The following is a 19,964-nucleotide window of genomic DNA, read 5'->3' as shown; positions in this document are numbered from 1 at the left end:
ATGGCTATAGCCTTTATGACTGCTGGCGCGCCTTGAGCTTGGCCTTGATCTGCGGCATTACGGCCGCCGCCGCCTGCTCGCCGGCCAGGATCGCGCGATTGCGGCTGGCAAAATCGTTACTGCCCATCTTGGGCAGGGACGGCGCGATGACGACGTCCGCATCCTTGAGTTCATAGTGATTGAGGCGCTGGCCCATGATGGCGAAGGTTTGCATCAGCACTTCCAGCGAACTGACGGCCGCCTGCGCGTCGGTCTGGCTCGAAATATTGACGGCGATAATGAAATCGGCCCCCATTTCGCGGGCAAAACGCACCGGCACCGGCGCCACCAGGCCGCCGTCGACATATGAGCGGTCGCCGATGCGCACCGGCTGGAACACGCTCGGCACGGACGAGGAAGCACGCACCGCCTGCCCGGTGTTGCCGCGCCTGAACAGGATCGGCTGGCCGTTGTTCAGGTCTGTGGCGACGGCGCCGAAGGGAATCTTGAGCTTTTCGATCGGGGCGTTCTTGACCGCCTTGTTCACATAGTTCTGCAGGGCGTCGCCCTTGAGCACGCCGGAAGACTTGCCGAACAGCGGCATGGCCCAGTCGGAAATTTCGGCCTCGTCCATTTCCATGGCGGTTTTTTGCAGGGCGAAGCCGTCGTTGCCGGCGGCATACATGGCGCCGACCACGCTGCCGGCGCTGGTGCCGACCACGATGTCCGGATAAATGCCCTGGGCTTCGAGCGCCTTGATCACGCCGATGTGGGCGAAGCCGCGCGCGGCGCCGCCGCCCAGGGCCAGGCCGATGCGGATTTTCTTGGGCGCCGGGGCGGCGGCCGGTTGGGCCACGGCGGGCGGCGGAGGTGGCGGAGTCGTGCCGCAGCCGGCGAGCAGGACGGCAAGGGCGATCAGGGAACGGCGTTTGGTAAACATAGTGGTCGTCAGGGAAGCGAAGACCACGATTGTACCTGCTAAGGAGCGTGCCGTAGCGCGCGCGGGCGGACATCCACCCGGCGCCGGCTGGCGGCGCCTGGATTTCCCGAACTCGCCAAGGCCACGCCCTGCGGGCGCCGCGCGGCCTTGACCGGCGCGCACGCGATGCCGACGTGCGCAAGGGCATCGCCTACACGATAAAGTCCCACTGCAGCGGCGCAAGCACATGCGAGGCGATCTCCGGCGAACGCAGGAACTCGTCGGCAACATGCTCCAGGCTCACGCCCTGCTCCATCGCCGCGCGCCAGAAGGCCAGGCCGGGGGCGTCGCTGTGGCGTCCGAAAATGCCCTGGTAGAGCAACTCGAGATCGTGCTCGATGGCGCCGTTGAAGCGCATCGGATGAAGCAGCTGCGATTCGGGCGAACTGATGATCTCCAGCGCGATGTGGCCCAGGCTCACCCCGCTTTTCTCGGCCTGGGACCAGAACTCGAAGCCCTGGTAGTCGGCCTGGCGGCCCAGCACGCTCTTGTACAGCCCGGCCAGCGCGCTCTGTTCGCTCCTGTGCTCGACCGCCAGCGTGCCGTCGGCAAAGACCAGGCTTTCCACATTGATCGCCAGCGCCGTGCGCCCGCCTTGCGCCGTGGGCGTGACAGCGACATACGATTCGTGCAGCGCAATCGTGTAGTCGGCCCGGTTGCCGATGAAGACGCCGCTGTCGGCCGCCAGTCCGCCGTGCAGGATGGTCGGCGCCGGCGTGGCCGCCGGCTCGGCCGCTGCCGCCCTGCTGGCGCTGCCCACCGCCCAGTTCAGGCGCAGGGTATCGTTGCCGCCGCCGGAGAACAGGAAGGCGTTGTCGGCCGAGGTGCTAAAGGTCTGGCTGGCGGCGTCGCCCGTGAGGATCTGGCCTTCGGTGTTGCCGCTGACGTTGGCGGCGCCGACGATCGCGGCAAAATTGACCGCGTTCAAGACAATCTGGCTGCCGCTGGCCAGCTTGGTGGCGTCCACCACCAGCGCCGTCGCCTGGCTGGCGTTACTGGTGCCGGTCAGGGTGACGGCGCCCGTGGCGGCGTTGGCGCCGCCCACTGCCACGATGGTCTCGACCAGCAAGGGCAGGCTGGCGCCCAGGCGTCCCAGAAACGTGACCCCATTGCCGGTCAGGTGGGACTGGTCGGCGCTCGGATGGCCGGGCGTGGAAGCCAGAATGGCCTGGATCAGGTGCTCGGTCGAATTGCCTGCATTGCGGCTGGGGCCGCCGCTAGCCGACAAGCCGAAGCCCGGCGCCAGCTGGGCCAGCAGCAGATTGGCGCCGCTGGTGGCGGTGGCCAATGCAATGTCGGCCGTGCTGGCGCCGCCATTCGATTCGACCCGGTCGCCGCTCACCACCGGGATCACGGTCTGGGTGCCGCTGCCGCCACCGGGCAGGCTCACCGGCACGGTCGTGACGGCCACGCCGTCGACGGTCGCCACCACCGGCACGGGAGGGATGACCGGCGGCGGCACCGGAATTACCGGCGGCAAGGGCAGCGAGTCGATCAGCAAGCCGAGGATTGCGCCGGCCGGCGACAGATTGCCGGCGGCGTCGCTCTGCTTGACCGTGAGCGCGTGGTAGCCGATCGAGAGCGGAGAACTGGTGATGCTCCACTGGCCGCTTGCGTCGGCCACTGCCGTTCCCAGCATTGTCACGCCATCGTCGTCGTACAGGATCACGCTGGTGTTGGGGCTGGCGCTGCCGGTCAATACCGGTGAGCTGAAGTAAGTGATCTTGTCGCCCGCGGCGCCGCTGTCGCTGCCGGGCGACAGGAGCGGCGCGCCCGGCATTCCCGGCGCTTCGGTGTCGATCAGCAGGGTCAGCGCGGCACTGGCAATGGAGACATTCCCGGCCGCATCGGTCTGTTTCGCCGTGAGGGTATGGCTGCCTTCGCCGAGCACGGTGGTGACGATGCTCCAGATGCCGTTGGCATTGGCGATGGCGCTGCCCAGCACGGTAATGCCGTCGGTGTCGAACAGTTCCACGGTCGCGTTCGCTTCGGCGCTGCCGGTCACGGTGGGCGTGGAAAAACGGGTCAGATTGTCGCCGGCGATGCCGCTGTCGCTCGGTGCCGCCAGCACCGGCGTGCCCGGCGCTGCGGCGCCGCTGTCGATGACGACGGCCAGTGCGCCGCTGGCGGTCGATACATTGCCGGCCAGATCGGTCTGGCGCGCTGTCACGGTATGGCTGCCGACGGCGAGCATGCTGCTGGTGATGCTCCAGTTGCCCTTGCCATCGGCAACAGCGGTCCCGATCAGCGTGGTGCCATCGGTGTCGTACAGCCTGACCGTCGCATCCGGTTCGGCCGACCCCTTGAACACCGGCGTGCCATTGCTGGTGATGGCGTCGCTGTCCGACACCCCGGTATCGGTCGCGCTGCTCATCACGGGAACCGAGGGCGCCGCTGCGGTATGGTCGAGCACGTACTGTTCGCCCGCGTCGTAGCCGCCGGCAATGGGGACATTGCCGGCATTCTGGATACCGGTGCCGCTGGCATTCAGGTTCAGGCGCACGCTGCCGTCGCCGCCGATGCCGTTGACGGTCACGGTGTAGCTGGCGCCGCTGCCGGCCAGCGAGGCGATGTTGGCGACCGCCGTACCGGTGGTGACAAGCGTAAAGTCGCCGATATCGACCCCGGTCACGCTCTGGCTGAAGGTGACGGCATAGGTCAGCGTGGTGTCGGCCGCCGGCACCGCGGCGGCCGCGCCGCCGGCGCGCACGATGGCGCTGACGCTGGGCGTATTGGTGACGTTGATGACGAAGATCTGGTAGGCCTCGTTGCCGGCGGCGTCGGTCGCTTTCAGGTAAATATGGTAGCTGCCCATGGCCAGGTTCTGGCTGGCCACCAGTCCGCTGCCGGAGATGCTGAACTTGGCGTTGTCGGCGTCGATGGTGCCGTTGCCGACCGCAAAACCGTATTGCACGCTGGTGATGTCGGTCGACGATAGCGTGGCCACGGTGCTGCCGCTGGTAGCGGCAGCGGCGTCGACCGAGGTGGCGCTCAGCGCCATCCCGACCGGACCGATGGTGTCGAGGATATAGGCAAAGCCGTTCGAGGCCGGCGAAACGTTGCCGGCGACATCGGTCTGGGTTGCCGTGAGCGTGTGCGCCCCTTCGACCAGGGCGCTGCTGGTGATGCTCCAGGCGCCCGCGCCGTTGGCCGTGGCCGTGCCCAGCAAGGTGGTGCCGTCGGTATCGTACAGGCGCACTGCGGCGTTGGCTTCGGCCGTGCCGGTGATGACGGGCAAGGCGGCATTCGTGATGCCGTCGCCGGGTGTGCCGCTGTCGCTGCCGGCCTGCAGCGCCAGTTGCGCCGGCGCGTTCGCGCCGCTGTCGATGGTCAGGACCAGGCCGGCGCTCAGCGGCGAGGTCTCGCTGGCGAGATTGGTTTGCGTCACCTTCAGCGTATGGCTGCCCTCGCCCAGCGCCGTGCTGGTGATGCTCCAGTTACCGCTGCCATCGGCCGTGCTGGTGCCGAGCAAGGTGGTGCCGTCGGTGTCGTACAGTTTGACCGTGGCGTTGGCCAGGGCGGTGCCGGTCACGGTTGGGGTGCCGACGTTGGTGATGCCGTCGCCGGCGGTGCCGCTGTCGCTGGCGCCGCTCAGTACCGGCAGCGGCGGCGCGGCCGGGCCGGGACGGCCGCCGAAGACTACGATGGAACTGGAGAAGGTGGCGCTGTCGCTGCCGTCCAGGCCCTGGACCGCGTTGACGTCATTGTTGGGGCTCGGGTCGGAATACGAAAATTCGATGATGTCGCCGGCGGTCAGGGCGTTGGCGGTAAACGTCAGCCTCACCATTTTCGCCGCGCTGTCGATCGCAACGGCCGAAACGGTGGTGCCGGTACCGTTGATCTGGACCGAAAATGCGTTGGTCGGCGGGGGATTGGCGGCGTCGAGGTCGAGGGTGAAAATCAGGCTGAAGAAATTCTCGCTGATATACCCATTCGCGCTGGCGTAGGTCGGTTGAGGCATTGAACGGTCTCCTTGCTGTGAGTAGGGCCGCCCCGCGCACCTGCAATGCTACTCCGGCGGGGTGAAGTCGGAAATTCATCTTACACCCCGCAAAACCGTTGTTTTCGCCGCACAATTGAACTCAGCGCCAGAGCGATGCATTCGCGCCACAGTGCGCTGCCGCCATGCCATATGAAATGCTTCCTTGCCAGGATGCCGGCCTGCGTGCCGGCGCCGGCGCGTCCCTTGCAGCGGCAGTCAGGCGCAGCGCGCCCGCGCGATCTGCCGAGATCAGGTGGCCGGCCGGTTGCTCCCGCGCAGCCCAGGCCGGCTGCGCGGCCGTCAGCCGGAGGCGGCCGGCAAGGACACGATAAAGCTGCTGCCCTTGCCCGCTTCCGACTTGATGGTCAGGTTGCCGCCATGGCGCAGCAGCACGTGCTTGACGATCGCCAGGCCCAGGCCGGTGCCCTGGGTTTCGCGCGAGCGGCTCTTGTCGACCCGGTAAAAGCGTTCGGTCAGGCGCGCGATGTGCTTCTGGTCGATGCCGATGCCGGTATCGGTGGCGACGAACTGCGGGCCGTTCGGACCGATCTGCCAGGCCAGGTGCACGGTGCCGCCCGGCGGGGTGTAGCGCACCGCGTTCGAGGCCAGGTTGCCGAAGGCGCTGCGCAGCTCTTCCGCATTGCCCATCATGTTCGGCCCGTTCACGCTCGACGTGATCTGGTGCTTGCCGCCCGACAACGCCCGCGCCTCCTGCACCACCTGCTCCATCAGCGCGGCAATATCGACCGACTCGCTGCGCAGCGGATAATCCACCGATTCCAGGCGCGACAGGGTCAGCATGTCCTCGATCAGGCGCTGCATGCGGTGGCCCTGCTCGGTCATCAGTTTCAGGTGCGACATGCGCGTTTCCGGGTCGAGGTTCATTTCGCTCGACGCGATCTCCAGGAAGCCGACGATCACCGTCAGCGGCGTGCGCAATTCGTGCGAGGCGTTGGCGATGAAGTCGCGCCGCATTTCCTCGATGCGCTGGGTTTCGGTGGCGTCGTGCGTGACCAGGATCTGGCGCCGGTTTTCGAAGGGAATGATCTGGCAGATCAGCTTGCGGTCGCGGAAACTCAGCGTCAGCGGGTTCTCGTAGCGGCCGAGGATGATGTAGTCGATGAAATCCGGATGGCGGATCAGGTTGGTGACCCGCATGCCCTTGTCGCGTTCCAGGGTCAGGCCCAGGTGGCGTTCGGCGGCCGGGTTGCACCATTCGAGGAACAGGACGTCGTCCATGATGGCGACGCCGTCGGGCAGCAGGTGCATGGCCTGGCGGAAACGGGCCAGCCATTCGGTCAGTTCGGCCTGGTTGCGTTCGTCGTCGCGGCGCAGGCGGTACAGGCGCGAGAAGATATTGGTCCAGGAACCCCAGCCATCGGGCAGCTTGCCGGAATGCGGGTCGTCCAGCCAGTCGCCCAGCTGGTGCAGGTAGGACAGCTGGATGAACAGCAGGATGAAGACGGACAGGAAAGCGACGGCCAGGCCGTAGACCAGCCCGAACAGCCACCAGAACACGCCCGCGCCAAGCAGGATGAAGCTCATGCGCAGCAGCGCGGGGATCCAGAACAGCAGTTTGGGATTCATGTTGCGGGGGGTGTCTTTCGTTCAGCTAATACCCCGTCGTTCCCGCGCAGGCGGGAACCCAGGATCGAAGCGCCGCTCGCAGCTGCGCAAACAAAATTGGATTCCCGCCTGCGCGGGAATGACGGCCTCAAGGTCGGCGGTCGCAGTTCCAGCGCGGCGACGCTGCTGCCAACGTCGACAACATCACTTCTCCGACAGCATATACCCGACGCTGCGCACCGTCTTGATCAGTTTTTCCGATTCCTTCAAGGCCTTGCGCAGCCGGAGCACGTGCACGTCGACCGTGCGTTCCTCGATCACCACATGGTCGCCCCATACTTTATCGAGCAACTGGCTGCGCGAGAACACGCGTTCCGGATGCGCCAGCAGGAACTTGAGCAGCTTGAACTCGGCATGTCCCATGTCGATCTTCTGGCTGTCGATCGACACCGTGCAGCTGACCGGGTCCAGGCTGACCGGCCCGGCACTCATCACCGCCTGGTCGTGCTCCGGGCTCTTGCGGCGCAGCAGCGCCTTGGCGCGCGCCAGCAGTTCGCGCGGGGAAAACGGCTTGGTCACGTAATCGTCGGCGCCATTGTTCAGGCCAGCGATCTTGTCTTCTTCCATGCTCTTGGCGGTCAGCATGATCACAGGAATATCCTGGAAATTGCGGTCCGAGCGCATGCGCGACAGCAGGCGCAAGCCGGTCTGGTCGGGCAACATCCAGTCCAGCAGCATCAGATGCGGAATGCGCTGCTGCATGAATTCCCATGCATCTGCCACATTCTGCACCGAACACACGTTCCAGCCCGCTTCGCGCAGCGAAAAAGTCACCAGTTCAACAATGGCCGGTTCGTCTTCTACGATTAATACAGTGGTTTTGTCGGCGGCCATCGAGATTACGGTACAGGTTGATCGGGAATCGTCAGCGCCGGCTTGGTATGCCGGATATCCTTGCCTTCGACGACGTAGATCACGTATTCGGCGATGTTCTTCGCATGATCGCCGATGCGCTCGATGGCCTTGGCGACCCACAGGGTGTCCAGCGCCGACGAAATCGTGCGCGGGTCTTCCATCATGAAGGTAATCAGGTTACGCATGATCGAGCGGAATTCGTGGTCGATCACCGCATCCTGGGCGATCAGCTGCAGGGCCTGCTTGCCGTCCAGGCGGGCGAAGGCGTCGAGCGCGTCGTGCAGCATGTCCGAGGTGGCGGTGGCGATCGTGCGCACCATTTCGTAATGGTTCACGCCGACGGCGCCGCGGCCGTGCAAGTTCTTCGATGTGCGCGCGATCTTGGCCGCTTCGTCGCCGATCCGTTCCAGGTCGGTGATGACCTTGATGGTCGCCATGACGGTGCGCAGGTCGTTGGCGGTCGGCTGGCGGCGCACGATCAGGTGGCTGCAGGCGTCGTCGAGCGCCACTTCGAGCTGGTTGACTTCGTCGTCTTCCGCGATCACGCGGTCGGCACGTTCCAGGTTGCCAATGCGAAAACAGGTCATCGCGTCGAGGAACTGGGTCTCGACGATGCCCCCCATCAGCAATACCTTGGAGCGGATGGTTTCAAGTTCGTGGTCGTACTGCTTGGATGAATGCTCGCCTATCATTGCTGCTCTCCGTATTGATTATTGTTCTGGCTCAGCCAAAGCGTCCGGTGATGTAATCCTGCGTCTCTTTGCGCGCGGGATTCATGAAAATCTGGTCGGTTTCGCCGAACTCGACCAGCTCGCCCAGGTACATATAGGCGGTGTAGTCCGAGCAACGCGCGGCTTGCTGCATATTGTGGGTCACGATGGTGATCGTGTAGTCCTGTTTGAGTTCGCTGATCAGTTCTTCCACTTTCGCGGTCGAGATCGGATCCAGCGCCGAGGTCGGCTCGTCGAGCAGGAGCACGTCCGGCTTGACCGCCACGCCGCGCGCGATGCACAGGCGCTGCTGCTGGCCGCCCGACAGCGACAGTCCGCTCTTGGACAGCTTGTCCTTGACCTCGCCCCACAGCGCGGCTTTTTTCAGCGCCCATTCGACGCGTTCGTCCATCTCGCCCTTGGACAGGTCTTCGTACAGGCGCACGCCGAAGGCGATATTGTCGTAGATCGACATCGGGAACGGGGTCGGTTTCTGGAACACCATGCCGACCTTGGCGCGCAGCATGTTCACATCCTGGCCCGGATCGAGGATGTTCTTGCCGCGGTACATGACCGAACCCTCGGCGCGCTGGCCCGGATACAGGTCGTACATGCGGTTCAGGGTGCGCAGCAGGGTCGACTTGCCGCAGCCGGACGGGCCGATGAAGGCGGTGACCTGTTTTTCGAAAATATCGAGGCTGACGTTGGTCAGGCTTTGCGTTTTGCCGTAGAAGAAATTCAGGCCGGAAATCTCGATCGTCTTGTTCTTGGGCGTTACAGTAGGCATCGGTGTAGGCATAGGGCTCATGAGAGTGATCGGTCGATTATTTCGTGGTTTTCTGGCTGAACATGGTACGCGACAGGATGTTCAACAACAACACGCTGAAGGTCAGCAGCAAGGACGCGGCCCAGGCCAGGCTGACCCAGTTGTCCGCGGTGCTTTGCGCAAAGGTATTGATGACGACCGGCAAGTTGGCGATCGGGGCATTCATGTTGGAACTGAAGAACTGGTTGTTCAGCGCCGTGTACAGCAGCGGCGCGGTTTCGCCGGTGATGCGCGCCACCGCCAGCAGCACGCCGGTGACCACGCCCGACTTGACGGCGCGCAGGCGCACCGTGGTGGCCACCTTCCAGCGCGGCGCGCCGAGGGCGAAGGCGGCTTCGAGCAGGTTCTGCGGCACCAGGCGCAGCATGTTGTCGGTGGTGCGCACCACTACCGGGATCGCGATCAGCGACAGCGCGATCGAGCCGGCGTAACCGGAATAGTGCCCGGCCACGTTGACATACAGGGTCCACACAAAGATGCCGAGCACGATCGAGGGCGCCGACAGCATGATGTCGGTCACGAAGCGCGTGACCTGGGCGAAACGGTTTTCTTCGCCATATTCGGCCAGGTAGACGCCGGCCAGGATGCCGATCGGGGTGCTGATGAAGGTTGCCAGGCCGACGATCATCAGGCTGCCGAGAATGGCGTTGCGCAAACCGCCGCCTTCGCTGTCGGGACCGGGCGTATCGTTGAAGAACAGGTCGAGCGAGATGCCGGCGAAGCCCTTGATCAGGAGGGTCGACAGGATCCACATCAGGAAGATCAGGCCGACCGACATGGCCAGCACCGACAGCGCGATGCCGATCCGGTGCTTCCAGAGGCGCTTGCGGTAGACCGGGTTGAGAATCGTCTGGCTCATTTAACGCCTTCCTTGCGCGACATTCCGAGCAGCATCAGCTTGGCTGCGGACAATACGATAAAAGTGATGATGAACAGGATCAGCGCCAGCGCCAGCAGCGAGGAGGTATGCAGCGGCTGCTCGGCTTCGGCGAACTGGTTGGCCAGGATCGAGGCGATACTGTTACCGGCCGAGAAGATCGACCACGACAGGTTGTTGGCGTTACCGATCACGAAGGTCACCGCCATGGTTTCGCCGAGCGCGCGGCCGAGGCCGAGCATGACGCCGCCGACCACGCCGGTCTTGGTGTAAGGCAGCACGATCTTGCGCACGACTTCCCACTTGGTGCAGCCGAGGCCGTAGGCCGATTCCTTCAGCACGGCCGGAACGATTTCGAACACGTCGCGGATGACCGAGGCGATGAAGGGGATGATCATGATCGCCAGCACCAGGCCGGCGGCGAGGATGGAAAAGCCCATCATCGGGCCGCTGAACAGCTGGCCGACGATCGGCAGCTGGCCCAAGGTGGATTTCAGGAAAGGCTGGACGTATTCCGAAAACAGCGGCACCAGCACGAAGGCGCCCCACATGCCGTAAATGATCGATGGAATGCCTGCCAGCAGTTCGACGGCGGTGCCCAGGGGGCGGCGCAGCCAGACCGGGCAGATTTCAGTCAGGAACAGTGCAATGCCGAAGCTGACCGGAAACGCGATCAGCAAGGCGATAATCGAGGTGGCGAGGGTGCCCACGATGGGAATCAACGCGCCGAATTGCTGGTTGCCCGGATCCCACTCGGCGCTGGCGACGAAGCCGAGCCCGAAGGCCTTGAAGGCCGGCGCGGCGCCGATGATCAGCGAAACGATGATGCCTACCAGCACCAGCAGGACCGATGCCGCGAACAGCAGGGTCACTTTATGGAAGAAAAAGTCCTGTATGCGCTGCTTGCGCATAGTGGAAAGCAGGGCAGCGTGCTCAAGGTCGGGCGCTGCGGGCTTGTTGACGGCCATTGCGATAGTTGGGTGTGCGCTCATTGATTGACTTCGCCGGGTGTCCACATGATGTTGATCGATGCATAAAAGCGGGCGGGCCGCACATGCGGCCCTGCCCGCCCCTTGTTATTACCAGATGGCCTTGCCGGACGCATCTTTCAGATTGGCTTTCCAGGCATCGCTGACCAGCTTGGTGACGCTGTCAGGCAGCGGCACGTAGTCCAGTTCGACAGCAGCGGCGTCACCGTTCTTGAACGACCAGTCGAAGAACTTGATGACTTCCTTGCCCTTGGCGGCGTCCGCCTGGCTCTTGTGCATCAGGATGTAGGACACGCCGGTGATCGGCCAGCTGTTCTTGCCTGGCTGGTCGGTCAGGACCACGCCGAAGCCCGGCGCCTTGACCCAGTCGGCCGAGGCGGCGGCGGCCTTGAAGTTCTCGTCGTCAGGCTGCAGGAAGCTGCCGTCCTTGTTTTTCAGCTGGGTGTGAGCGATCTTGTTCTTCTTGGCGAAGGCCCACTCGACGTAGCCAACCGAACCCTTGACGCGCTGCACAGTCGAGGCGACACCATCGTTGCCCTTGCCGCCCACGCCGACCGCCCATTTCACCGATGCATCGGCACCGACCTTGGTCTTGAATTCCGGCGAGACCTTCGACAGGTAGTCGGTGAACAGGAAGGTGGTGCCCGAGCCGTCGGCGCGGTGCACGACGGTGATGTCGTCGGCCGGCAGCTTGACGCCCGGGTTCAGGGCGGCGATTTCAGGGGCGTTCCACTTGGTGATCTTGCCCAGGTAGATGTCGGCCACGACCGGGCCGGTCAGCTTCATGGCGCCAGGCGCGATACCGTCCAGGTTGACGATGGTCACCACGCCGCCCATGATGGCCGGGAATTGCATCAGGCCGGCCGCGTCGAGTTCGTCGACTGGCAGCGGCTTGTCGGACGCGCCGAAGTCGACGGTTTTTGCCTTGATCTGTTTGATGCCGGCGCCGGAGCCGACCGATTGATAGTTCATGCCATTGCCGGTGGTCTTCTTGTACGCCTCCGCCCATTTCGCATACACAGGGTAAGGAAAGGTCGCACCCGCGCCGGTCATGTCCGCAGCCATGGAGTTCGCTGCCGCCAGTGCGCCAACGCCAACGATGATGGAAGCCAACAACTGTTTCATTCGCATATCAAGTCCTTGTGGGTTATACAACGTGGAATGCTGCGCAGTCTACCGCCCAAATATGACACGTTTATGACATGACCGAAATCCTTGTAAGAATCCTCCTGCTGCCTGCATGATACGCTTAGTATGACCCTGGGCATGTCACACAATTGAGACGCTGTGTCACCGCCATGTCATATTCATTTATTACACTAGCGGCGTTTACTATTATCTATCTGACTAGTTAAAGACATAATGAAAACTGCAACGACCGCGGATCCGGCGCGCGCCAATATCTTCCTCGACCGGGAGCTGTCGCAATTGACGTTCAACCGCCGCGTTCTGGCCCAGGCCGAAGACACTTCCCTGCCCCTGCTCGAACGGCTGCGCTACCTTTGTATAGTCAGTAACAACCTGGACGAGTTTTTCGAAGTGCGCGTGGCCAGTCTGTTGGCCCAGGGCAACCTGGCGGAAAACCCGGCGCTGGCGGCCAACCTGGCGCGCATCAGTAACGAATGTCACAATCTGGTCAAGGACCAGTACGCGGTGCTGAACACCGAAGTGCTGCCCGAACTGAAGAAAAAAGGCGTGCACCTGGTGCGCCACACCGACCGCAACGAGGCGCAGCGCGCCTGGGTCAAGGATTATTTCGAACGCGAAGTGCGTCCCCTCCTGACCCCGATCGGCCTCGATCCGGCCCATCCGTTCCCGCAGGTGGTTAACAAGAGCCTCAATTTCATCATCTCGCTGACCGGCAAGGATGCCTTCGGGCGCGGCACCGGGATCGCCATCGTCAAGGCGCCGCGCGTGCTGCCGAGGGTGATCCGCCTGCCCGACCACCTGTCGACCAACGGCGGCATTTCCTTCTGCCTGCTGTCCTCGATCATTCACTCGCACATCGAAGACTTGTTTACCGGCCGCGAAGTGATCGCCTATTCCCAGTTCCGCGTCACGCGCGACAGCGACCTCTGGGTCGACGAGGAAGAAGTCAAGAACCTGCGCCAGGCGCTCAAGGGCGAGTTGCAGGGGCGCCAGTTCGGCACCTCGGTGCGGCTCGAAGTGGCCAAGAATTGCGCCCCGGAACTGTCCGAATTCCTGCTCGAACAGTTCGGACTCGACAAGAGCCGCCTGTATGCGGTCGACGGCCCGGTCAACCTGGTGCGCCTGGCCGAGCTGATCGACCACGTCAAGCAGCCGGCCCTGCGCTTCGAGCCCTTCGTGCCCGGCATGCCGCAAAAGACCGCGCACCACGACATTTTCGAGCAGCTGAAAAAGCACGACATCCTGCTGCACCATCCGTTCCAGTCGTTCCAGACCGTGGTCGACTTCATCCAGGTGGCCGCGCACGACCCGGCGGTGGTGGCGATCAAGCAGACCATCTACCGCACCGGCATGCACTCGGACCTGATGGAAGCGCTGATGGCGGCCGCGCGCGCCGGCAAGGAAGTGACGGTCATCCTGGAACTGATGGCGCGCTTCGACGAAGAAGCCAACATCAACTGGGCCGACAAGCTGGAACAGGCCGGCGCCCAGGTGGTGTACGGCGTGGTCGGCCTGAAAACCCACGCCAAGGTGGCGCTGGTGATCCGGCGCGAGGATGCCGACGCCGAGGGCAACCCGGGCGGCCTGCGCTTCTATGCCCACCTCGGCACCGGCAACTATCACCTGACCACCACCCGCCTGTACACCGACTTCGGCCTGCTGACCGCGCATCCCGAGATGGCGCAGGAAGTGAACGAAGTGTTCATCCACCTGACCAGCCTGACCAAGCCGCACAAGTTGACCCATTTGTGGCTGGCGCCGTTCGCGCTGCAGAGCGAGATCATCAAGGCGATCCGCAACGAAGCCAAGATCGCCCGCGCCGGCCGGCCCGGACGGATCATCGTCAAGATCAACGCGCTGGTGGACGAATCGGTGATCCGCGCGCTGTACGCGGCCTCGCACGACGGCGTGAAGATCGACCTGATCGTACGCGGCGCCTGCACCCTCAAGCCTGGGGTGCCGGGGCTGTCCGAAAACATCAAGGTGCGCTCGATCATCGGCCGCTTCCTGGAACACAGCCGGATTTATTACTTCCGCAACGACCTGGCGCACGATGTCTACCTGGCCAGCGCCGACTGGATGAGCCGCAACCTGTTCCGCCGCATCGAAGTCGCCTTCCCGATCCTGGACAAGGCGCTGAAACGGCGCGTGATCACGGAAGGCTTGAACCCTTACCTGAAAGATAACTCAAACGCGTGGGAGCTCGAACCGAGCGGGCAGTACCAGCGCCGCAAGGTGCGCGGCAAGCAGCTCGAGTTTTCGGCGCAGCGCCATCTGATGGCGCTGCTCGGCACCCACCCCGTCGATACCGGAGAGTGACAGGAGAACAGCATGGATCTGATTTTATGGCGCCACGCCGAAGCGCACGACGCCGACCCGGACCAGGACGACATGGAGCGCGCGCTCACGCCCAAGGGCCAGAAGCAGGCGCGCCGCATGGCCGACTGGCTCACCTCGCAACTGCCCGACAGCTGCCGCATCCTGGTCAGCCCGGCGCTGCGCACCCTGCAGACGGTGGAGCCGCTCAAGCGCAAGTTCAAGATCGTGCACGAACTGGCGCCGGGCGCCGATCCGGAAGATATCCTGATGGCGGCCAACTGGCCGAACGGGCGCGAACCGGTGCTGGTGGTCGGGCACCAGCCGACCCTGGGCCAGGTGGCGGCGCTGCTGCTGTCGGGCCATCCGCAGGACTGGCAGATCAAGAAAGCCAACGCCTGGTGGCTGGTCCAGCGCGAAGCGCTCGATCCCTACAGCCTGTACCTGAAAGGCGTGATGGCGCCCGACCTGATTGTTAAATAAGTGTTCGCCAGCCTTGAATTGTTGCATTCACCTGCTAAAGTTTAGGTGTATCAACTAAGGGAGAAATCGCTCAACGGCGGTTACTGGATCATGTTAAGCATGCTGGTCATGGCCATTTTTGGAGGGATGGTTGGGTTGGTGCTGTATGAACTGGTGGAAGAAGTTCACGGCAGTAAACTCGACCTGCAAGATCGCTATCACGAATAGCACAGGGCCTGAACCAGGCCGATAAAAAAAGCGGCAAGGCCCGATGGGCGCTTGCCGCTTTTGCGTTGACGGGATGGGCCGCTCAGCGTCCGGTCTTGAACTTGGTGAACGTGCGCGTCATCACGCGGCGGATATCCTGCGGCACCGCTTCCGGCGGGATCATCTTTTTCAGGTCCTCGTCCGACAGGAACACGCTCTTGTTCTCGGCCACATCCTTGCGCACGAACTTCATGCCGGCCTTGTTCGGGTTCGCGAAAAACACCTTGTTGGTCAGGCTGGCCTGCACTTCCGGACGCAGGATATAGTTGATCCACAGGTGGGCATTGTTCGGATGCGGCGCATCGGCCGGAATGGCCATGGTGTCGAACACCAGCGGCGCCCCGTTCTTCGGCACCAGGGCCTCGATCTTGACGCCCTTCTTCGCATCGATGGCGCGCTGGCGGGCGATATTGATGTCGCCCGCCCAGCCGAACACCACGCAGATGGCGCCGTTGGCCATGTCGTTGATATAGCCGGAAGAACTGAACAGGGTCACGCTCGGGCGCACCGCCTGCAGCATCTTGCCCGCTTCGGCGTAATCGGCCGCGTTCTTCGAATACGCAGGCTTACCCATGTAATGCAGCGCCGCCGGGAACACTTCGGACGGCGAATCGAGGAAGGACACGCCGCACGACTTGAGCTTGGCCGTGTACGCCGGATTGAAGATCAGTTCCCAGGCATTGGCCGGCATCGGGGTCGTGCCCAGCGCCGCCTTGACCTTGTCGACATTGATGCCGACCGTGGTGTAGCCCCACATCCAGTCGACCAGGTACTCGTTGCCCGGATCGAGCGTGGCCAGCTTGGCCTGGATGCCGGGATCGAGGTTGGCCAGGTTCGGCAGTCTGGATTTATCGAGCTTGCGCAGCAGCTTGGCGTCCATCTGCTGGCGTGCCCACGGCGCGGTCGGCACCACGATGTCGTAACCCGACTTGCCGGCCACCAGCTTGGCGTTCAGGACTTCGTTACTGTCGAAGACATCGTAACGCACGGTGATGCCGGTCTCCTTGGTGAAGTTCTTGATCGTGTCGTCGGCGATGTAGTCGGACCAGTTATAGATATTGAGGACTTTCTCCTCGGGCTGCTGGGCCTGGGCCGGAACGCCCGACCAGAGCGCCGCCGCCAGCGCCGCCAGGCCCAGGCCGAGCCGCCGTTTCGCGTGCATTTGCCGATTGACTGCCACCATTGATGCCTCCGAAGATAGATTGTAGATAATAGATAATAGATAGTAGATAGAGAGTGGAACCGCGTCCTGCCAGAATGATCGGGCATTGCGGCCCGGTTGGCAAGCGCCGCCGCACAGCGCCTTGCACGGGAGGGCACGGCCAACTAAAATCGAGCCTCTTGCGGTATCCTTGCCACTTTTCCCCTTCCGTGACGGCCCCAGACGATGAAAACACCCCCTGCGGCGCTTGACGCGACCACGCCGGAACCACGTATGTACCGGGTTGTCGCCGACAGCATCGTACAGCTGATCGCCGCCGAAGGCATGCAGCCCGGCCAGCGCCTGCCGGCCGAGCGCGAGCTGTCGGCGCGCCTGGGGGTGAGCCGCGCCTCGCTGCGCGAAGCCCTGATCGCCCTGGAACTGGGCGGGGTGGTCGAGGTGCGCAGCGGCTCGGGGGTGTACGTCAGCATCCAGGCGGCCCAGGCCAAACCGTCGCCCGAAGTCGGACCCGGCCCGTTCGAAGTACTGGCAGCGCGCCGCATGATCGAAACCGAAGTGGCCGGCCTGGCGGCAAAAAATGCCACCGATTCGGCCATCGACGCCATCCTCACGGCCGTGCTGGAGATGGAGCGCGACCACGAGGACCGCGCCAGCAACGAGCAGGCCGACCGCAATTTCCACCTGGCGCTGGCGCGCGCGACCGGCAACACGGCGCTGGTGGGCGCCATCGACTACCTGTGGAACCAGCGCGGCACGCTGTGGCACAAGCTCAAGGAACACTTCCAGACCGAGGAATTGCGCAAGCAGACGCTGATCGACCACCGCAACATCCTGGCGGCGATCGCCGCGCACGACGTGGCCGGCGCGCGCCAGGCCATGCGCGCCCACCTCGAACGCGTGACCCGGACCTTCTCCCGTGCGTAAGCACGCGCCGCAGGGCTTCACCTACGTCGGCCTGATGGCGATGGTCGCCGTGATCGGCGTGGCGACGGCGGCCACCGTCTCGGTGGGCGAGCTGGCGCGCCGGCGCGCCGCCGAGACCGAGCTGCTGTTCGTCGGCAAGCAGTACATCCGCGCATTCCTGGAATACGAACTCAATACGCCGGAAGGCCATGCCAGCCATGCTCCGTCGCGGCTGGAAGATTTGCTGCAGGACCCGCGCCAGCCCGGCGTGAAGCGCTACCTGCGCCAGCTCTACCCCGACCCGATTACCGGCAAGGCCGACTGGCAGCTGGTGCGCGCCCCGGGCGGCGGCGTGATGGGGGTGCGCAGCGCCTCGTGCGCACCGACCATCCGGCGCAGCTTCACCGACGGCGACTTCATGTACCTGGACGGGCAAAAGCGCTACTGCGACTGGCAGTTCGCGTATGTGATGGCGTGCGGCGGCAACTGCAAGGACACGCTGCGCCCCGAGGATTGAGCCGGCGGGGCCAAAAAAAAGCCACGCGTCAAGGGATCGCCTTGTGCGCGTGGCCAAACCGGCTAGATACGCCGTCTTCTCACCTGAATCCTGCTGGGTTCCCGCTTATTTAAAGACGCATGCGCGCGCGATGTTGGCGGCGTTGCTGTCCTTGCCTGGCTCGTTGCCTTTCGAGGTGCCGACGAACGTGGCGCAACGCGACGACGCCTTGTTCGACACGAAGTCGGTCATGGTGGCGACATCGTAGGCCTTGGCCAGTGCCGGCAGTTTGGAGGCGTCGAAGCTGCTGTTTACGCCGACGCCTGCGCTGACGTTATAGATCGTCACGCCGTTGATGGTGACGGTGCGTGCCGACTGGCTGGAGCAGTTACCGCACGAGCGATACAGCTTGCCGCCTTCTTCCGCGTAGAAGTTGGAGATCACGATCTTGCTGTTCGCGCCGTTATTCTGGAACATCTTGTCGGCCGCCTTGTAGGCCGCGCCGCCGGTGACGGTCATGGTGCCGGCGCCTTTGAGCGTGGCCGCATCTTCGCCCACGTCGCCCCAGTACACGTTTTCGATCTTGCAGTTGCCGGCGCAATGAACGCCGTCGGCGCCGCCGGCGGCCAGGTTGCGGCCCGTGCCTTTGGCCGGATCGCCCAGTACCACGTTCTTGAGGGTGGCGCCGGCGCCCAGGGTGAAGTGCGGGATCTGGCTTTCGGACTGGCTGCCGTCCATCTTCTTGTTGTTACCGACCAGGCAAACCATCTTGCCGTATTTGACCAGGCCATCGAAGGTGGTATTGGCCGGGACGTCGGTCGTTTGCGTGACCAGCACCTTGGTGCACGAGGGGATAGCGCGCTTGCCTGGAGCGGCCGATGCGCTGGTGGCGATGCACAGACCGGCGATTGCGAAAAGAAGGGCATTGAAGCGTTTCATGATGACTCCTGATGGATGAATGAAGCGGCCATCCCCGCCCGGGGATGGCGCGAACTGCGACAACATTTACTGGGCCAGGTTGGTGCGCGCGCCGGCCGTTGCGATGGCTTTCGCTTTCACGCCGGCCGCCGCGCTGGCGCTGTAGGCGTAGCCGGTCGGGCCGTACGCCTTGCTGGTTTTCCAGTCGGTGGCGTTGGCGTAGGTGCCGCTGTCCGGCGCGCCCCAGGTGATGCCGCTGCCGACGAAGTTCTCGCGCAGGTCCCAGTAACCGAGCTTGCTGCTGTCGCGCGAGGTGACCGGATTGCGGACGTTCTCGAAGTAGTTCGCTTCGACCAGCGCCATCGCGCCCATGCGCACGTTGATGCCGGAGGTATCGACGTTGCCGAAGTAGTTGTTGAAGAGGTGGGCCTTACCGTAACGCAGCAGCGGCAGGCGCGACTTCACGTTTTCGAAACGGTTGTTGTGGTAGGTGGTCAGGGAAGCGGCGTTGAGCGTGTCCTTGTCGCTGAAACCGTTCAATGCCACCTTCTGGTAGTTGTACACGTAGTTGTACGACACCGTGATGTGGTTGGCGCCCTTCTTCATGTCGATGCCGCCGTCGAACGAGGCATCGCCCGCGCCCGGGCACGATTTGATCGAAGCGAAGATGGTGTTGTGGTCGATCCAGATCTTGCTTGGCTTGCCGCTCGAGGTGCCTTCGATCGAGATCGAATCGGCGTCTTCGCCGCCCTGCAGCAGGCCGATGGTCATGTTCTGCACGATCACGTTGCTCGAGTCGCCGACGATGCGGATGCCGAAGTTGGCCGACGAATCGGCCGCGCCGCGGATCGTGATGTCGCTCTTGTTCTTGATTTCCAGCGTTTGCGCCGGTTTTTTCCACTGTGCGCACACGTCCTTGACGCTGGCGTAGTCGAACTTGCCGGTGTAGTTCAGTACCAGGCCGCCGCTGCCCGAATAGGCCTTGATCTTCGCCGCCATGTCGGCCAGCGTGGCCACGTTCACGGCGGCCTTGCCGCCGCCGCCGGTGGTGGCGGCGCCGTAGCCGATGGGACCGGCCATCGCCTGGGTACTCGCCAGGACGGCTGCGGCAGCCAGTGTCAGTTTCAAAGTCGATATTTTCATGCGGGTTACTCCGTAAAGATTGCTAGTCATTCGAGCCGGCAGCGGGGCCGGAACCGATCCCGCGCTGACGATGTGGACCAAACGGAGCGCCGCTTTGTTGCCGTATTGCATCCGCAATCTGCATGGGTAAACGCCTTCTGCGGGTCGGCCATAGTGCAAATAAATTAACGTTCGCTAGGTCTGGAGTGAGAATGCACGCTCAGATGTTGTCGTGTCAATATCATGTTAAATGACATGAAGCACCATGAAGATACCAATTTTCACCAGCGCAGCGGCGACGGAACCGATAGCGCGTGAGATTGCCACAGCGATGATCTTTATTTTT

At 63.5% G+C, this 19,964-nt stretch carries 16 protein-coding genes; 4 read left to right on the top strand and 12 right to left on the bottom strand.

Annotated elements, in window-relative coordinates; genetic code table 11:
- Window positions 1-13 precede the first annotated feature (13 nt).
- The 9 genes from EJB06_RS05685 to pstS all read right to left on the bottom strand — a co-directional run bounded on the left by EJB06_RS05685 (window position 14) and on the right by pstS (window position 11,948).
- Complete coding sequence (locus EJB06_RS05685; RefSeq protein ID WP_126073054.1) at window positions 14-919, bottom strand: patatin-like phospholipase family protein; 906 nt, start codon at window positions 917-919, stop codon at window positions 14-16.
- A 190-nt stretch (window positions 920-1,109) separates the two neighbouring features.
- The gene (locus EJB06_RS05680) at window positions 1,110-4,919 is read right to left on the bottom strand and encodes an Ig-like domain-containing protein (RefSeq protein ID WP_126073053.1); all 3,810 of its coding nucleotides are present in this window, start codon (window positions 4,917-4,919) and stop codon (window positions 1,110-1,112) included.
- A gap of 321 nt (window positions 4,920-5,240) precedes the next feature.
- Window positions 5,241-6,527 carry a phosphate regulon sensor histidine kinase PhoR gene (gene phoR / locus EJB06_RS05675; RefSeq protein WP_126073052.1) on the bottom strand — a complete coding sequence of 429 codons (1,287 nt, stop codon included), beginning with the start codon at window positions 6,525-6,527 and terminating at the stop codon, window positions 5,241-5,243.
- Window positions 6,528-6,710: 183 nt separating this feature from the next.
- The gene (locus EJB06_RS05670; protein WP_126073051.1) at window positions 6,711-7,400 is read right to left on the bottom strand and encodes a response regulator; all 690 of its coding nucleotides are present in this window, start codon (window positions 7,398-7,400) and stop codon (window positions 6,711-6,713) included.
- A 5-nt stretch (window positions 7,401-7,405) separates the two neighbouring features.
- The gene (phoU, locus tag EJB06_RS05665; protein WP_126073050.1) at window positions 7,406-8,113 is read right to left on the bottom strand and encodes a phosphate signaling complex protein PhoU; all 708 of its coding nucleotides are present in this window, start codon (window positions 8,111-8,113) and stop codon (window positions 7,406-7,408) included.
- 31 nt (window positions 8,114-8,144) lie between these two features.
- On the bottom strand, window positions 8,145-8,930 hold the full coding sequence (pstB, locus tag EJB06_RS05660) for a phosphate ABC transporter ATP-binding protein PstB (RefSeq protein WP_126073049.1): 786 nt from the start codon (window positions 8,928-8,930) through the stop codon (window positions 8,145-8,147).
- Between the two features lie 25 nt (window positions 8,931-8,955).
- Window positions 8,956-9,816 carry a phosphate ABC transporter permease PstA gene (pstA, locus tag EJB06_RS05655; RefSeq protein ID WP_126073048.1) on the bottom strand — a complete coding sequence of 287 codons (861 nt, stop codon included), beginning with the start codon at window positions 9,814-9,816 and terminating at the stop codon, window positions 8,956-8,958.
- Window positions 9,813-10,802: a phosphate ABC transporter permease subunit PstC gene (gene pstC / locus EJB06_RS05650; protein ID WP_229426975.1), complete on the bottom strand. Its 990-nt coding sequence runs from the start codon at window positions 10,800-10,802 to the stop codon at window positions 9,813-9,815. The genes pstA and pstC overlap by 4 nt, the downstream gene beginning before the upstream one ends.
- Before the next feature lie 111 nt (window positions 10,803-10,913).
- A complete protein-coding gene (pstS, locus tag EJB06_RS05645) occupies window positions 10,914-11,948 on the bottom strand; it encodes a phosphate ABC transporter substrate-binding protein PstS (RefSeq protein WP_370660112.1) in 1,035 nt (344 codons plus the stop codon).
- A 237-nt stretch (window positions 11,949-12,185) separates the two neighbouring features.
- On the opposite strand from pstS, the gene ppk1 reads away from it, so the two are divergent.
- Window positions 12,186-14,291: a polyphosphate kinase 1 gene (gene ppk1, locus EJB06_RS05640; protein WP_126073045.1), complete on the top strand. Its 2,106-nt coding sequence runs from the start codon at window positions 12,186-12,188 to the stop codon at window positions 14,289-14,291.
- Between the two features lie 12 nt (window positions 14,292-14,303).
- On the top strand, window positions 14,304-14,771 hold the full coding sequence (gene sixA / locus EJB06_RS05635; protein WP_126073044.1) for a phosphohistidine phosphatase SixA: 468 nt from the start codon (window positions 14,304-14,306) through the stop codon (window positions 14,769-14,771).
- A 289-nt stretch (window positions 14,772-15,060) separates the two neighbouring features.
- On the opposite strand, the gene EJB06_RS05630 is transcribed toward sixA, so the two are convergent.
- Window positions 15,061-16,179, bottom strand: coding sequence for a polyamine ABC transporter substrate-binding protein (locus EJB06_RS05630; RefSeq protein WP_229426949.1), 1,119 nt, complete (start codon window positions 16,177-16,179; stop codon window positions 15,061-15,063).
- 273 nt (window positions 16,180-16,452) lie between these two features.
- Here EJB06_RS05630 and EJB06_RS05625 point away from each other — a divergent pair, with 273 nt between their 5' ends.
- On the top strand, window positions 16,453-17,103 hold the full coding sequence (locus tag EJB06_RS05625; protein ID WP_229426948.1) for a FadR/GntR family transcriptional regulator: 651 nt from the start codon (window positions 16,453-16,455) through the stop codon (window positions 17,101-17,103).
- Window positions 17,096-17,599, top strand: coding sequence for a type II secretion system protein (locus tag EJB06_RS05620; protein ID WP_126073041.1), 504 nt, complete (start codon window positions 17,096-17,098; stop codon window positions 17,597-17,599). The genes EJB06_RS05625 and EJB06_RS05620 overlap by 8 nt, the downstream gene beginning before the upstream one ends.
- 105 nt (window positions 17,600-17,704) lie before the next feature.
- Here the strand turns inward: EJB06_RS05620 and EJB06_RS05615 are convergent, their stop codons facing one another.
- Together EJB06_RS05615 and EJB06_RS05610 are read right to left on the bottom strand one after the other, a co-directional pair.
- Window positions 17,705-18,517 (bottom strand): pectate lyase, encoded by an 813-nt coding sequence (locus EJB06_RS05615; RefSeq protein WP_164557829.1) that lies wholly within the window; start codon window positions 18,515-18,517, stop codon window positions 17,705-17,707.
- Window positions 18,518-18,583: 66 nt separating this feature from the next.
- A complete protein-coding gene (locus EJB06_RS05610) occupies window positions 18,584-19,639 on the bottom strand; it encodes a pectate lyase family protein (RefSeq protein WP_126073039.1) in 1,056 nt (351 codons plus the stop codon).
- Window positions 19,640-19,964: the final 325 nt, after the last annotated feature.

The sequence above is a fragment of the Massilia atriviolacea genome, assembly GCF_003953935.1.
GTDB classification, from domain to species: domain Bacteria; phylum Pseudomonadota; class Gammaproteobacteria; order Burkholderiales; family Burkholderiaceae_D; genus Telluria_A; species Telluria_A atriviolacea.
The sequence above is the reverse complement of the archived record's forward strand: the minus strand, read 5'-3'. Positions and strand labels throughout refer to the sequence as shown.

Excerpts from the sequence above, each read along its gene's own strand:
- EJB06_RS05670 (WP_126073051.1), bottom strand. The coding sequence starts at position 7,400 with ATGGCCGCCGACAAAACCACTGTATTAATCGTAGAAGACGAACCGGCC.
- phoR (WP_126073052.1), bottom strand. The coding sequence starts at position 6,527 with ATGAATCCCAAACTGCTGTTCTGGATCCCCGCGCTGCTGCGCATGAGC.
- EJB06_RS05685 (WP_126073054.1), bottom strand. The coding sequence starts at position 919 with ATGTTTACCAAACGCCGTTCCCTGATCGCCCTTGCCGTCCTGCTCGCC.
- ppk1 (WP_126073045.1), top strand. The coding sequence starts at position 12,186 with ATGAAAACTGCAACGACCGCGGATCCGGCGCGCGCCAATATCTTCCTC.
- EJB06_RS05610 (WP_126073039.1), bottom strand. The coding sequence starts at position 19,639 with ATGAAAATATCGACTTTGAAACTGACACTGGCTGCCGCAGCCGTCCTG.
- pstC (WP_229426975.1), bottom strand. The coding sequence starts at position 10,802 with ATGGCCGTCAACAAGCCCGCAGCGCCCGACCTTGAGCACGCTGCCCTG.
- pstA (WP_126073048.1), bottom strand. The coding sequence starts at position 9,816 with ATGAGCCAGACGATTCTCAACCCGGTCTACCGCAAGCGCCTCTGGAAG.
- pstB (WP_126073049.1), bottom strand. The coding sequence starts at position 8,930 with ATGCCTACACCGATGCCTACTGTAACGCCCAAGAACAAGACGATCGAG.
- EJB06_RS05630 (WP_229426949.1), bottom strand. The coding sequence starts at position 16,179 with ATGCACGCGAAACGGCGGCTCGGCCTGGGCCTGGCGGCGCTGGCGGCG.
- sixA (WP_126073044.1), top strand. The coding sequence starts at position 14,304 with ATGGATCTGATTTTATGGCGCCACGCCGAAGCGCACGACGCCGACCCG.
- EJB06_RS05615 (WP_164557829.1), bottom strand. The coding sequence starts at position 18,517 with ATGAAACGCTTCAATGCCCTTCTTTTCGCAATCGCCGGTCTGTGCATC.
- EJB06_RS05680 (WP_126073053.1), bottom strand. The coding sequence starts at position 4,919 with ATGCCTCAACCGACCTACGCCAGCGCGAATGGGTATATCAGCGAGAAT.
- EJB06_RS05625 (WP_229426948.1), top strand. The coding sequence starts at position 16,453 with ATGTACCGGGTTGTCGCCGACAGCATCGTACAGCTGATCGCCGCCGAA.
- pstS (WP_370660112.1), bottom strand. The coding sequence starts at position 11,948 with ATGAAACAGTTGTTGGCTTCCATCATCGTTGGCGTTGGCGCACTGGCG.
- phoU (WP_126073050.1), bottom strand. The coding sequence starts at position 8,113 with ATGATAGGCGAGCATTCATCCAAGCAGTACGACCACGAACTTGAAACC.